Source organism: Neptuniibacter sp. UBA6509 (assembly GCA_002435145.1).
In the GTDB taxonomy this organism is placed as follows: domain Bacteria; phylum Pseudomonadota; class Gammaproteobacteria; order Pseudomonadales; family Balneatricaceae; genus Neptuniibacter.
Genome location: DJLT01000074.1, coordinates 24113 through 38526, shown reverse-complemented (window position 1 = coordinate 38526; position 14414 = coordinate 24113). Strand labels below are relative to the sequence as shown.

Sequence of the window (14414 nt, the reverse complement as noted above, 5' to 3'; positions counted from 1 at the left end):
ATTTTGGGCACTGGCGTGGGTGGAGGCATTGTTATTAATAAGCAGCTTTTAAGCGGCCCCAACGCTATTTGTGGTGAATGGGGTCATAACCCTCTCCCATGGATCAATACAAAAGATAAGCCAGGTAGAACGTGTTATTGCGGCAAACAGGATTGTATAGAAACCTTTCTTTCCGGTCCGGGCTTTGCCTCGTCTTATTCAGGCCAAAGCGCTGAGCCTAATACTTTTTTAAGCTCTGAACAGATATGGCAAGCTGCGAGACAAGGCGACACTCTAGCATCAGAGCATTGTGATCTTTATATAGAGCAACTTGCTAAAGCGCTTTCTTCCGTTATCAATATTTTAGATCCTGCTTGTATCGTTTTAGGTGGCGGATTATCCAATATTGATGAGATCTATGAAAAAACAGCTGCTCGCTTAGGGAACTATGTTTTCTCTGACAGCGTTAATACCCCTATTAAGAAAGCTAAATATGGCGACTCCAGCGGAGTACGTGGAGCCGCCTGGCTTTAATCTAATTAGGTTGATTGCTTACAACCAGATACGACTATTTTTTAGAAGCTTTTGGTTCACTCACTAAGATTAAATCCCGATTTTTATCCACGGTCGCTGCGCCAATCCCTTTGACCTCTTCAATTTGATCAACAGATTGAAAAGGTCCATTTTCCGTTCGATAAGCCACAATAGCAGCCGCCTTGGATGGGCCGATACCTGTGAGGGTTTGTGAGATTTGTTCCTGCGAAGCTGTATTGATATTTATCGCTTCAGCAAAAGAGTAAGTTGAAAATACGCAGATTAGCGCAAGAAAAAGCGCTCTGAGAGAACTTAGTTTCATATGAAAATCCTTTTCCATGATTTATTTTTATGTACTACATCTGGCTCCGGCTATCCGTAGCCAGAGCTTATTTATAGCGTGCTTTAAGAACTAAATCAACGGAGCAAGTTCAGCATCAATGCTTGCAAGAGAATCTATAGGTGAAGCAGCCTTAGTAATCGGGCGCCCAATAACAAGATAATCACTGCCTGCAGTAATCGCATCAGAAGGCGTCATGATACGTTTTTGGTCTCCAACTTCAGCATCGGCAGGTCTAATACCCGGTGTGACTAATTTGAAATCCGCACCAATAATCTGGCGTAAAGGTTTCACTTCCTGAGCAGAACACACAATCCCATGTAGCCCACTACTTTCAGTAAGCTTCGCTAGGCGCTTCACCTGCTCAAGTGGATCAATATCGAGCCCTAGCTCGACTAGATCAGAACGTTCCATACTGGTTAGAACGGTTACACCGATCAGCAAGGTATCTGTGCCGTTCACCTGCTCTAGCTCATTACGCGCAGCTTCCATCATTCGACGTCCACCGGAAGCATGCACATTCACCATCCAGACACCCAGCTCAGCTGCAGCACGTACCGCTTTCGCTGTTGTATTCGGAATATCATGAAATTTAAGATCCAAAAACAGCTCAAAGCCTTGGGCATGTAGCGCTTCAACAATCGCCGGACCACAACGAGTAAACAGCTCCTTACCCACTTTTACTCTGCAACGTTGCGGATCTAACTGTGCCGCCATGGCTAATGCTTGTTGCTGGTTTGGGTAATCTAATGCAACTATTACACGCTTTTTATCTACTGACATATTCATTCTCTAAATTCGATTATTCGCCTTCTAATCCTTGAATAGGCTTAGTCGTGCCCCAGCTTTTACATGATGGGCACTGCCAAGAAAGCGTCCGCCCAGAAAAGCCACAGCTATTACAACGATATATAGGTTTGGATAGTTCTAACTGCCCGGTTAACCCACGAAACACTTTTAAACTGTCTTTTTCATTATCTGCCCCATATTCTATATGAAGATCGATAAGACTATTAAACCCTTTTATCGAGGGACGGCGTTTTAATTCCTCGGTAACAAAACTACCGGCAGCATAAGCTCCCCTATCCGCTCTTATTTGCTCCGCCAATGCTACGATTACCGTTGTAGAGGGCGCCTTAGCAAGGCACGTACGCAGATATTCCGTATACTCCCGCGGGTCCTTCGTTTGCTCATAACACTCACTTAAGAGCGGAATCGTTTCAGATACAAATAAACGATCTATCTTGGGAATACTCTTAAGATGCTTTATCGCCTGTTTCCAGTTCGAGGAGGACATCGCCATTCGCGCGAGCATTAAACGGATACGGACATTATTCCCTTCAAATTGTTCAGCACGTTTCAAATAACTGGCAGAGATGGTTACTTTCTTTTCAGCAATCGCTTGCTCTGCTAATTCACAGCAGTAGTGTGCAAGTTCGGTCGCGATTAGTTTTCGTTCTTCAACACTTAAGTCTTGAGCAGCGTTAAGTGCTTGCTCCCATTCACCCTCTTTCTCATAAAGCTTTATCAGTAAACAAAGGGCATTATGACGTGTTTCTTTAGGCGGTGTTGATTTAATAATCTCAAGCAAGAGGTTTTCAGCACGGTCCAATAAACCCACCGCATAATAATCTCGCGCAAGCGCCATTTGGATACGCATAAAATCTGCACGACTTAGATCAGGCCTTGCAAGCAACTGCTGGTGAATTTGTATAGCGCGATCTACATCGCCTTTGCGCCTGAACAGCTTGGCAAGAGAGAGGTGAGCAGGAATCGTATCGGAGTTTATCTCAAGTGCACGTATGAAGCTTTCGATCGCTTCATCCATTTTCTCATTTAGCAGGTAGTCCAAACCTGTAAAGTACTCGGTACTCAGGTTTATTTGTGGCTGATTGCTACGCTGACGTTTATCTCTTCGTCCCAAGAACCAGCCAATCGCAATGGCCAGCATCAGAGGGACTATAAGCAGGTAATTACCTAAAGAGTTTTCTAAGACTCTATCGAGATTAAACGGCATCTTTGAGGTTGGACACTCTCAACTGATCTAACTCTTTCTGTGTCGTTGCGATTTTACGGCGCGCTGAACCTAAACGTGTTTTTAACATCCAAACAGTCATGACGCTCAGAAGAATGCCCATAAACCCTCCCATTAGAAAGGTGGCAATCAACCAAATAGATAGACTTGCTTCAGGCAACTGGAAGAATACTAGGTCGATCACTACTTTATCCGTATTATGGATAGTGAACATGATGCCCACTAATAAAACAGCAAGACAAAGCAGAACAATGATCAATGTTTTTAAAAAACGCACGCTGAAAGAACCTCAATAACTATTTTTGAATGGAGTCATTCACTTGCTCTCTAAGCTCTTTACCAGGCTTAAAATGCGGTACATATTTAGCATCTAACGAAACTGACTCACCGGTTTTAGGATTGCGCCCAGTTCGCGGCGCTCTGTAATGGAGGGAGAAGCTTCCAAACCCTCTAATTTCTATACGATGGCCTTGCGATAAAGACTCCGTCATATGATCAAGCATAGTCTTAACCGACAACTCAATATCTTTTACCGATAACTGATCGTGACGATCTACCAGTAATTCTATCAGTTCAGATTTAGTCATATCTTCTCCCTCGATCGTTTGATCTTATCGTAAACCCGAGGTTTACTTTGAATCGATTTTCTTCATCTGTGCTTTTATCAAATCACCAATCGTTGTTGGACCTGAAAGATCTACATCCGATTGCTGACTGACACTGTCCATTGCCTTTTTCTCTTGAGCTATTTCAAGCTGTTTAATAGACAGAGCTATCACGCGGCTGCGTCTGTCAATATTAACAACCATCGCTTCCACTTCATCCCCAATGAAGTAAAGACTGCTCAAGTTTTCAACACGATCGCGCGAAACCTCTGCAATTCTAACAGAACTTTCCACACCTTCAGCTAAGGTTAGAACTAAGCCTTTGGAGGTTATTTCAGAAACCGTGCCTTTGACTGTTTCACCCTTAGATTTAGTCGATGTATATTCGCTAAACGGGTCACCATCAAGTTGCTTAATCCCTAGGGCAATGCGTTCTCTTTCTGAATCTATAGAAAGAATAACGGCTTCAACTTCATCACCTTTTTTGAAGCGTTTAACCGCATCTTTGTCACTATCATCCCATGAAAGATCTGATTGGTGAACAAGACCATCGATACCCCCATCCATTCCTACAAAGATGCCAAAATCTGTAATTGAGCGAATAACACCGTTTACACGATCACCTTTGGTAAACTGTTCAGAGAAGGTTTGCCAAGGGTTTGGCGTACACTGTTTCATACCAAGGGAGATACGACGTCGCTCTTTATCGATGTCTAATAACATCACATCGACTTCGTCTCCAAGCTGAACAACTTTAGATGGGTGTACATTTTTGTTTGTCCAATCCATTTCGGATACATGGATTAAACCTTCAATACCATTTTCTATCTCTGCAAAACAGCCATAATCTGTCAGATTAGTGACTTTAGCTTTGGCTTTCATACCCGCAGAATAATTAGAAATTAACTGTGTCCATGGATCATCTGTAAGCTGTTTTAAACCTAAAGAAACGCGATTTTTCTCTTTATCAAATCGCAGAATCTGTATATCTATCTCTTCGCCCACAGTCAGGGCTTCACTTGGATGTTTAACTCGCTTCCAAGCAATGTCAGTAATATGAAGCAAACCATCGACGCCGCCCAAGTCAATAAACGCGCCATAGTCTGTGATATTTTTGACAATACCTTTAACAACCTGGCCCTCTTTCATATTAGCCAGTAGTTTCTCGCGCTCCAGGATATAAGCGGCTTCAAGTACAGCTCGACGAGACACAACGATGTTATTGCGTTTGGCATCAAGCTTAACAAGCTTAAACTCTAATTCTTGAGATTCGAGATGACTGGTATCTCTGACGGGGCGTACATCTACCAATGAACCCGGTAGGAAGGCATGAATCGTATTAACATCAACGGTGAAACCGCCTCGAACTTTGCCGGTAATTCGACCTTTTATAATCTCATCACCTTCAAAAGCTTTTTCTAGTTCGAGCCATGCTTCTGCACGTTTGGCTTTTTCTCGTGAAAGCTGCGTGGTGCCGAAACCATCTTCCATCGTCTCAAGGGCAACTTTGACTTCAGACCCAACTTCTACAGTCAGGTCACCGTTATCATCAAAGAACTGATGACGCGGAATAACACCTTCTGATTTGAGCCCTGCATTAACGATGACAAAGTCATCCTCAATCGCAATGACTGTTCCCGTTACTATGGCACCTGGCGCCATTTCAAGCTCTTGAAGACTCTCTTCAAACAGCTCTGCAAAGCTCTCACTCATATCAGTTTCATCCCGCTTTCAGTCAATACGACATCTGTCAGCGAAGCCCTTTGTGCCTCGCTTCATCCATTACAGCGGCTAGGACCTCTTTGATAGACATGGTAGTCGTATCCAGAATTACAGCATCCGCCGCGGGCTTAAGAGGGGCTACAGCTCGATTCATATCGCGATCATCTCGCGCCTGAATGTCCCCTAATATAGCTTGAAGATTAGCACCCAGTCCCTTGTTTATCAACTGGTTATACCGACGCTCAGCACGCTCTTCTGCGCTTGCATCAAGATAAACTTTTAAGGCCGCATTGGGAAAGACAACAGTTCCCATATCACGACCATCTGCAATAAGGCCTGGCATTTCTGCAAATGCACGTTGACGTTCTAATAGCGCGTCTCGGACACTTGGTATCGCAGCCACGATAGATGCATCACTTCCAACCACTTCAGTACGGATAGCATCCGTTACTTCTTCACCTTCAAGTATGATTTGCACAACATCTTCATCACGGGCAATAAACTGCACATCAAGATGAGCCGCCAACACAACCAGCGCTTCCTCATCATCCAGTTCAACACCATGATGCCGAGCCGCCAATCCAACTAAGCGATACAACGCACCGCTATCTAGAAGCTCCCAGCCCAATTCACGCGCCAACAATTGGCAGATAGTTCCTTTACCCGATCCACTTGGACCATCAACGGTAATGACGGGTACCTGTCGATTAGACATCACCCCTTCTCCTTTTCAACCTTAATACCTGCAGACTGTGCTAATTCAACAAACCCAGGGAATGAGGTAGCCACATTTGCGCATTCATTAATTGTAATTGTTCCAGTCGATCGCAATGATGCAACGGCAAACGCCATCGCTATACGGTGATCATCATGGCTTTCAACAGTTCCGCCTGTTAGCGTCCCGCCCTGTATCACGGCACCATCTTCTGTGCCTTCAATATCAGCGCCGAGAATTTTCAAGCCATCAACCATTGCCTGAATACGATCGCTCTCTTTAACACGTAGCTCTTCAGCACCCGACACGACAGTCGTGCCTTCAGCGCTGATCGCTGCAATGAAGATAGCCGGAAATTCATCAATCGCTAGAGGTACTTGATCTTCCGGAATATGAATACCTTTCAGAGGCGCATAGCGAATACGGATATCAGCAACGGGTTCGCCACCCACTTCACGCTCATTTAGCAGCTCTAAATTAGCACCCATTAATCGCAAGATATTAATAATGCCTATACGGGTAGGGTTGATACCTACATGTTCAATCGTCAGATCAGAATCTGGACAGATCGCCGCTGCAACCATAAAGAAAGTAGCTGAAGAGATATCTGCTGGCACATCAATTCGAGTGGCATGTAACTGACCACCCGGTGTCACTTTAGCGGTAGATCCATTCTGTTCTACTGGATAGCCAAAGCCCGTTAGCATACGTTCTGTATGATCACGCGTTGGTGCAGGCTCAGTTACTGAGGTATCGCCCTCGGCATAAAGCCCTGCTAGCAATAAGCATGATTTAACCTGCGCACTTGCCATCGGCATATCATAATGAATACCTTTTAAAGACTGACCACCTTTGATTTTTAATGGAGGCCGTCCATTTTCAGCGGTTTCAATCTCAGCACCCATTAGACGTAGCGGATCTGCTACACGTCCCATTGGACGTTTAGTCAGTGATTCATCGCCACTTAATTCAGTATCAAACGCTTGCGCAGCAAGCAGCCCTGATAACAAACGCATGGACGTTCCAGAATTACCTACATATAGCGGTCCTGGAGGAGCCTGAAGACCGTTAACACCAACACCATAGATAGTGACGTTGCCGGCATCGGGCCCTTCGATAACGACACCCATATCACGGAATGCCTGAAGCGTTGCTAAGCTATCTTCACCTTCCAGAAAGCCCGTAACTTCAGTTACACCGTCTGCTAGTGAACCCAACATAATGGATCGATGGGAGATAGATTTATCACCTGGAACTCTAATTTTTCCACTTACGCTGCCGCCAGGCTGGGCACGAAAGGTTACTTGTTGATTACTCATATGCTGTGAATATGCCGTACCAGATAAAATTCTTGAAAAATGTTCTCTTGCAGCTTTTGCGCGCGTAAAAGTTCCCAGCATGGATTCGCTGTCACCACACTCAATAGCTGCCCTTAAATTTGCTAAGCCTGCCGTATATCGATCGAGCTGGCTAAGTAATGCTTGTTTGTTTGCTAGACAGATGTCATGCCACATGGTCGGATCACTACCCGCAATGCGAGTAAAATCGCGGAACCCACCGGCTGCATAACGAAAAATATCCGTATTATTGTCCTGCTCTTGCGCCAATGTATCGACAAGTGAAAAAGCTAACATATGAGGCAGGTGGCTCGTCGCCGCTAAAACCTCATCATGCTTGTCCACATTCATAACCAGAACCTCAGCTCCGGTCGATTCCCACATTCGCGTAAACACATTAACTGAATCAGATGACGATTCAGCTAAAGGCGTTAAAATCACTTTATGATTTTCAAAAAGCGTATGATCCGCTGCAGCTACACCACTTTTTTCTGAGCCTGCTATCGGATGACCCGGAACAAAACCAGTTGGAACATCACCAAAAACTCGCTTGGCAGCAGCGACAACATTGCCCTTGGTGCTGCCTACATCGGTTATAAGCGTATCTTCAGCGATGAAAGGGGCGATATCCATCAACACTTTTTCCATCGCCTTCACGGGCACAGCAAGAACAATAAGATCCGCTGTCGAAACCGCATCCACCAAGTTCTCTATCGCTAGATCAATAACACCCGCATTATAACCGGCTTTGCTTTCCTCAAAATCACGATCGTAGCCGATGATTTGGCCACAGTGTCGATTGATTTTAAGCGCCTTCGCCAGCGATCCACCAATTAAGCCCAGACCTATTATCAGCGTCTTGCTTATAGGCTTACTCATGTTTAATCACTCGTTCCAATACCTCTATACAACGCTTATTTTCGGCGTCTAAACCTATACTAATTCTCAAATGTTTAGGCATGCCATAATTAGCAACAGGCCTAACAATAACGCCTTCCTCAAGCATTGCCTGGTATACAGGCGCCGCATCGTTTTCGAGTTCAACCGTAATAAAATTACCTACCGACGGAATAAAATTCAAACCTAAACGCTTCAGCTCTGCCTGATAAAGCGCCATTCCGGCTTTATTTAAGGCAAAACTTTTACTCAAATATTCGTCATCATCTAAAGCAGTTTCTGCAGCCACTAAGGCTAAATTATTCACATTAAAAGGCTGCCTAACACGACTCAGGATGTTCGCGATCTCAGTATTTGAAACCGCATACCCTATACGTAAACCCGCTAAACCGTAAGCTTTAGAAAAGGTCCGTGTCACAATCAAGTTTTGATAACTTGATAATAAAGACAAGCCATTTGGAAACTCGGCCTCATCTACGTATTCGGTATACGCTTCATCTAAAACGACTAACACATTTTCAGGTACTGCATCTAAAAAGGAGGTAATTTCCTGCTTTGTCAGCCATGTCCCTGTCGGATTATTTGGGTTCGCAATAAAAATAATCCGCGTTTTTTCACTAACAGCCTGTAACATGGCATTTAAATCATTACCCCAGCTTTTCGCCGGTGTAACTATAGGTTTAGCGCCAGTCGCCTGGGTTACCAATGAATAAACAACAAAACTAAACTCTGAATAGATAACCTCATCACCAGGGTTTAGATAGCCACGACCGATGAGTTCTAATACATCATTCGAGCCATTGCCTAAAGTCACTTGCTCCGGTGAAAAGCCAAACTTTTTAGATAACGCGTGCTTTAACTTATAACCACCACTATCAGGATACAAAGACAACCCGGAGAGACTCTTTTGAAGAGCTGATAGGACTTTCTCTGACGGACCCATCGGGTTTTCGTTGCTTGCCAACTTAACTACGTTGGTTAACCCTAACTCTCTTTCCAACTCTTCAGGTGGCTTGCCTGGCAGATATGGATTTAAGTTTTGAACACCGCATGTTGCTAATGAAATAAAATCGCTACCCATAACTCACCTGATTACATAACCATCATGAAAAGTTGTATTGGAAAGTTCGATCTAAAAGAACTCCCCATCTGCTGCAAAGTTTAGAGCACCGCCCGTGGGTATGAGCCAAGTATTTTCAATTCCATACTGCTTTGAGTTAACTCTTGTAGCGCTTTATTCACGACGGTATCTGAAAAATGACCTTCAAAATCGATATAAAAGAGAGAGTTTTTTGCCGCACTACGGGTTTCAACACGGGTTAAACTCAAATCATAGCGATGGAAAGGTTCTAACACTTGATACAGTGCACCCGGTGTATCAGGTACAGAGATCAAAATTGACGTTTTATCGTCATTGCTTGGCCCTACATCTTGATTACCAATAATCAAAAAACGTGTAGTGTTATCAGCTTGATCTTCAATGTTTTTAACAGCCATATCTAGATCATATAGGTCCGCCGCCATATCACCCGCAATCGCCGCACACCCAGCCCCTTCCTTAGCAACAAGTTTAGCTGCTTCCGCATTCGAGCTAACTGCAACCTTTTCAATATCAGGGTAGCGCGCATCTAACCAGCCGCGACTCTGAGCAAGCGACTGCTGATGTGAATAAATTTTGGAAATACCGTCGAGTGTATCCCCTCTATTTAGTAGTAGATGAAGGTGTACCGGAACCTCTACCTCACCGCAAATATTCAGATCAAACTGTTTGAAGAGATCAAGTGTATGACTTACAACACCTTCAGTTGAGTTTTCAATAGGTACAACACCATAATGAGCACCTCCCGCCTGCACTTCGCGAAATACATCTTTCAACGATTGCATTGGAAGATTACGTGCGGAATGTCCAAAGTGCTTCATTGCCGCTTGCTGTGTAAATGTACCTTCAGGCCCTAAAAAGGCCACGCGCATTGGTTCCTCTAGCGCCAAACATACAGACATCACTTCGCGAAACAGCCGAGCTACCTCTTTATCCGCAAGAGGGCCTTCATTACGTTCCATTACCGCACGTAATACCTGCGCTTCTCGCTCTGGGCGATAGAATACAGCGGATACTTCGCCCTGATACTTCTGCTTAACTTCGGCTACATTTTGCGCACAACTGGCACGACGATTAAGCAGTTCATGGATCTGACGATCAATACTGTCAATTTGATCCCTTAAGATACGTAGCTCTTTTTCCTGTTCGCTCATATGCTTCTACTTTTATCTTTATTGTTAAGCGTTGTGTTTTTCAAATTGCTGCATAAAGCTGATGAGAGCATCAACTGCAGTTTCCGGTACAGCATTGTAAATACTTGCACGCATGCCACCGACTGAACGATGCCCTTTCAAATTGAGTAGACCCGCTTCTTCCGCTTGCTCCAAGAACAGCTTATCCAAGGCAGAATCAGCTAATGTAAACGGCACATTCATCCATGAGCGATTCGCTTCAACCATTGGGTTAGCATAAAAATCACTGCCATCAATAGCAGCATAAAGCTTAGCCTGCTTGCGCTGATTAATAGCTTCTATTGCAGCCACACCGCCTTGAGCCTTTAACCATTGGAAAACCAACCCTGCTAAATACCAACCATAAGTAGGCGGGGTATTACACATAGAGTCCGCATCAGCATGGACTTTATAATCAAACATTGTAGGAGCGCCAGCAGTCACATTACCCAATAGTTCTTCACGTACAATCACTACGGTTAGGCCTGCCGGACCAATATTTTTCTGCGCACCCGCGTAGATCAAACCAAACTTATTCACGTCGATTTCACGAGACAAGATTGTTGAAGAAAGATCAGCCACAAGCGGTACATCACCACTTTCCGGAATGTAGTCATACTCTAAACCGCCAATCGTCTCATTCGGCGTGTAGTGTAGATACGCGGCATCAGGATTAAGCTTAAGTTCTGACTGAGTCGGTACTGCAGTATTACCATTAGCCTCACTGCTTCCAGCAATAGACACATCACAATAACGAGAAGCTTCTTGGATTGCTTTTTTAGACCAGATACCTGTATTCAGATAATCAGCAGAGGTTTTCCCTCGCAGTAGATTAATAGGGATCATCGAGAACTGAGACGTTGCTCCACCCTGTAAAAACAATACCTTATAGTCCGAGCTAATCCCCATCAAGTCACGTAAATCTTGCTCAGCTGTTTCAGCTACAGATACAAACTCTTTGCTACGGTGGCTCATTTCCATTATGGAAAGCCCTTTACCGTGCCAATCTAAAAGTTCTTGCTGTGCTTGCACTAAAACTTCATCAGGCAGGCCCGCCGGCCCAGCACTGAAATTAAACTTGCGTGTCATGAGGATTTTCTCTTCTTTACTAACTTTTAAACGTTATATAAAAAGTGCGACTCGAAGCCGCACTTATTTGGAACTTACTCTCCAGTATCTGGGTGGGTATCAGCTGCTTCAGCTGCGCCCCCATTCTCAGCTGTACTGGTTTCAGCTTCATTGCTTTCAACTATTTCGCCTTCAGCATCAGGCTCTTCATCTGGCTCTTCGATGCGCGCAACACTTACTAAGCGCTCATCACCATTAACTCGAATTAAGGTGACACCTTGAGTATTACGACCTAATTCAGAGATACCATCACAACCTGTTCTTACAAGCGTTCCCTGGTCACTGATTAGCATCACATCATCGCCATTAAAGACCTGTACGGCACCTGCTAACTGTCCATTACGATCAGAACACTGCTGTGCAATCACACCTTGACCACCACGTCCTTTAACAGGGAAGTCATCAATGGCAGTTTTCTTACCGTAACCATTTGCTGATGCTGTCAGAATTTTGCCGCCTTCTTGCGGAATAATCAGGGAGATAACTTCAACCCCATCCGCCATTTTCACACCACGTACACCACGTGCTGTACGACCCATAGGACGAACATCATCTTCACTGAAACGCATGCTCTTACCCGCACTTGTCATCAGCATAATGTCATCTTCACCATTAGTGATAGCTGCACCAATTAGATGGTCATCATCTAAAAGATCCAAAGCAATCAGACCACTAGAACGTGGGCGGGAGAAGTTAGTCAGGGCTGTTTTCTTAACTGTACCTGATGCAGTTGCCATGAAGATGAATTTATCTTCTTCATAAGCACCCACTGGCAGGATAGTACTCACGCGCTCACCTTCATCTAAAGGCAAGATATTTACGATCGGACGACCACGCGCGGTACGACTCGCAACCGGAATTTCAAACACCCGTAACCAGTACACTTTGCCACGGTCAGTGAAACAAAGAATAGTATCGTGCGTATTGGCTATTAATAGATGTTCGATAAAATCTTCATCTTTAATGGCCGCTGCTGATTTACCTTTACCACCACGACGCTGCGACTGGTAGTCAGTCAACGGCTGTGTTTTGGCATAACCACCATGAGATATAGTTACGACCACATCTTCTTCGGTGATCAGATCAGCAATCGTCAGATCTTTACGAGAAGCAGTAATTTCAGTGCGTCGCTCATCGCCATACTCTTCGAGCACAGCATCAAGCTCTTCACGAATCACTTCCATCAAGCGCTCATGAGAGCCCAAAATCAGAAGCAGTTCCGCTATCTTCTCTAGAAGCTCTTTATACTCGGCAATCAGCTTCTCATGTTCTAAACCTGTTAGACGATGCAGGCGCAACTCAAGAATAGCTTGCGCTTGAGCTGGAGACAGATGGTATTTACCATCGCGCAGACCGAACTGTTCTTCAAGATCATCAGGGCGACAAGCATCTTCACCTGCACGCTCCAACATTTCGATCACATTACCTGGCACCCATTCTTCAGCAATCAAACGTTCTTTTGCTTCAGCAGGCGTAGGCGACTGTTTGATTAGCTCGATAACAGGATCGATATTCGCCAAAGCAACCGCTAGACCTTCTAACAAGTGACCACGTTCGCGAGCTTTTCGTAGAAGATAAACAGTACGGCGAGTAACCACTTCACGGCGATGACGAATGAAGCATTCAAGTGCGGTTTTCAGATCAAGGATGCGTGGTTGGCCATCAACCAAGGCTACCATATTGATACCGAAAACAGACTCCATCTGCGTTTGCGCAAACAAGTTATTGATAACCACTTCAGGCACTTCGTTACGACGAAGTTCAATAACAATACGCATTCCGTCCTTATCGGACTCATCACGCAGTTCAGTGATACCTTCAATTTTCTTTTCTTTAACAAGCTCAGCGATCTTCTCAATCAAACGAGCTTTGTTAAGCTGATAAGGGATCTCAGTAACGATAAGTGAAGGCTTACCATTTTTCTGATCTTCTTCGACATGGTACTTAGCACGAACATAAATACGGCCTCGCCCAGTACGGTATGCCTGCAGGATTCCCGCACGGCCATTAATAATACCGCCTGTTGGGAAATCCGGCCCTGGAATATATTCCATCAACTCATCAGTGGTTAACTCTTCATTTTCAATCAGAGCAATACAACCACGCACAACTTCAGATAAGTTATGAGGAGGAATATTTGTCGCCATACCCACCGCAATACCTGATGAACCATTCACAAGAAGGTTTGGTATACGCGTAGGAACAACAACAGGGATTTTTTCTGTGCCGTCGTAGTTATCGACAAAATCGACCGTTTCTTTTTCAAGATCGGCTAGCAACTCATGTGCAATTTTGTCCATACGGATTTCGGTATAACGCATCGCCGCAGCAGAGTCGCCATCAATTGAACCGAAATTACCTTGCCCATCGACCAAGGGGTAACGCATGGAAAAGTCTTGCGCCATACGTACGATTGTATCGTAAACAGCGCTATCACCATGTGGGTGGTACTTACCAATAACATCGCCCACAACACGTGCTGATTTTTTATATGCTTTATTCCAGTCATTGCCGAGTTCGTTCATTGCAAATAGAACACGACGATGAACGGGTTTAAGACCGTCTCTCGCATCTGGTAACGCACGGCCTACAATTACGCTCATTGCGTAATCTAGGTATGACTGCTTCAGTTCATCTTCGATGTTAACTGGCAGAATTTCTTTGACTAAATCGCCCATTCCCTATCCTTGAATCACTCTCGCAACGGAAGGTTTCCGCGGATATTTATAACCGCGGAAGTATATCACATATTCACAAAGGGAATCCTGAAAAAATAAGGGCTTATACAATTAATTCTAATAAACCCTACATTTGTATGCCCGACTATTTCTGAAGCACGTAGCAGTGTTAG

General features: G+C 44.5%; 13 protein-coding genes. 1 reads left to right on the top strand and 12 read right to left on the bottom strand.

The annotated features are described in order from the left end of the window. The coding region (locus B4K11_RS09340; RefSeq protein ID WP_292959339.1) for an ROK family protein at positions 1 to 513 on the top strand (513 nt) is incomplete at its 5' end. Positions 514 to 547: 34 nt separating this feature from the next. On the opposite strand, the gene B4K11_RS09335 is transcribed toward B4K11_RS09340, so the two are convergent. The 12 genes from B4K11_RS09335 to gyrA all read right to left on the bottom strand — a co-directional run bounded on the left by B4K11_RS09335 (position 548) and on the right by gyrA (position 14241). Beyond that, on the bottom strand, positions 548 to 835 hold the full coding sequence (locus tag B4K11_RS09335; RefSeq protein ID WP_292957749.1) for a ComEA family DNA-binding protein: 288 nt from the start codon (positions 833 to 835) through the stop codon (positions 548 to 550). Positions 836 to 925: 90 nt separating this feature from the next. Further along, entirely contained in the window at positions 926 to 1636 is a 711-nt protein-coding gene (pyrF, locus tag B4K11_RS09330; protein ID WP_292957746.1) for an orotidine-5'-phosphate decarboxylase, read from the bottom strand. A 19-nt stretch (positions 1637 to 1655) separates the two neighbouring features. Further along, positions 1656 to 2870, bottom strand: coding sequence for a lipopolysaccharide assembly protein LapB (gene lapB, locus B4K11_RS09325; RefSeq protein ID WP_292957743.1), 1215 nt, complete (start codon positions 2868 to 2870; stop codon positions 1656 to 1658). After that, complete coding sequence (locus B4K11_RS09320; protein WP_292957740.1) at positions 2860 to 3165, bottom strand: LapA family protein; 306 nt, start codon at positions 3163 to 3165, stop codon at positions 2860 to 2862. Before B4K11_RS09320 ends, lapB begins: the two co-directional genes overlap by 11 nt. A gap of 19 nt (positions 3166 to 3184) precedes the next feature. Further along, positions 3185 to 3475 (bottom strand): integration host factor subunit beta, encoded by a 291-nt coding sequence (locus B4K11_RS09315; protein ID WP_292957737.1) that lies wholly within the window; start codon positions 3473 to 3475, stop codon positions 3185 to 3187. Positions 3476 to 3517: 42 nt separating this feature from the next. Beyond that, positions 3518 to 5206 (bottom strand): 30S ribosomal protein S1, encoded by a 1689-nt coding sequence (rpsA, locus tag B4K11_RS09310; RefSeq protein ID WP_292957735.1) that lies wholly within the window; start codon positions 5204 to 5206, stop codon positions 3518 to 3520. A gap of 37 nt (positions 5207 to 5243) precedes the next feature. Next, on the bottom strand, positions 5244 to 5930 hold the full coding sequence (gene cmk, locus B4K11_RS09305; protein ID WP_292957732.1) for a (d)CMP kinase: 687 nt from the start codon (positions 5928 to 5930) through the stop codon (positions 5244 to 5246). After that, positions 5930 to 8146 carry a bifunctional prephenate dehydrogenase/3-phosphoshikimate 1-carboxyvinyltransferase gene (locus B4K11_RS09300; RefSeq protein ID WP_292957729.1) on the bottom strand — a complete coding sequence of 739 codons (2217 nt, stop codon included), beginning with the start codon at positions 8144 to 8146 and terminating at the stop codon, positions 5930 to 5932. The genes cmk and B4K11_RS09300 overlap by 1 nt, the downstream gene beginning before the upstream one ends. Continuing rightward, entirely contained in the window at positions 8139 to 9245 is a 1107-nt protein-coding gene (gene hisC / locus B4K11_RS09295) for a histidinol-phosphate transaminase (RefSeq protein ID WP_292957726.1), read from the bottom strand. The genes B4K11_RS09300 and hisC overlap by 8 nt, the downstream gene beginning before the upstream one ends. A gap of 80 nt (positions 9246 to 9325) precedes the next feature. After that, positions 9326 to 10417, bottom strand: coding sequence for a prephenate dehydratase (gene pheA, locus B4K11_RS09290; protein ID WP_292957723.1), 1092 nt, complete (start codon positions 10415 to 10417; stop codon positions 9326 to 9328). A gap of 24 nt (positions 10418 to 10441) precedes the next feature. Then, entirely contained in the window at positions 10442 to 11524 is a 1083-nt protein-coding gene (serC, locus tag B4K11_RS09285; RefSeq protein ID WP_292957720.1) for a 3-phosphoserine/phosphohydroxythreonine transaminase, read from the bottom strand. Between the two features lie 74 nt (positions 11525 to 11598). Next, positions 11599 to 14241 carry a DNA gyrase subunit A gene (gene gyrA, locus B4K11_RS09280; RefSeq protein ID WP_292957717.1) on the bottom strand — a complete coding sequence of 881 codons (2643 nt, stop codon included), beginning with the start codon at positions 14239 to 14241 and terminating at the stop codon, positions 11599 to 11601. Positions 14242 to 14414: the final 173 nt, after the last annotated feature.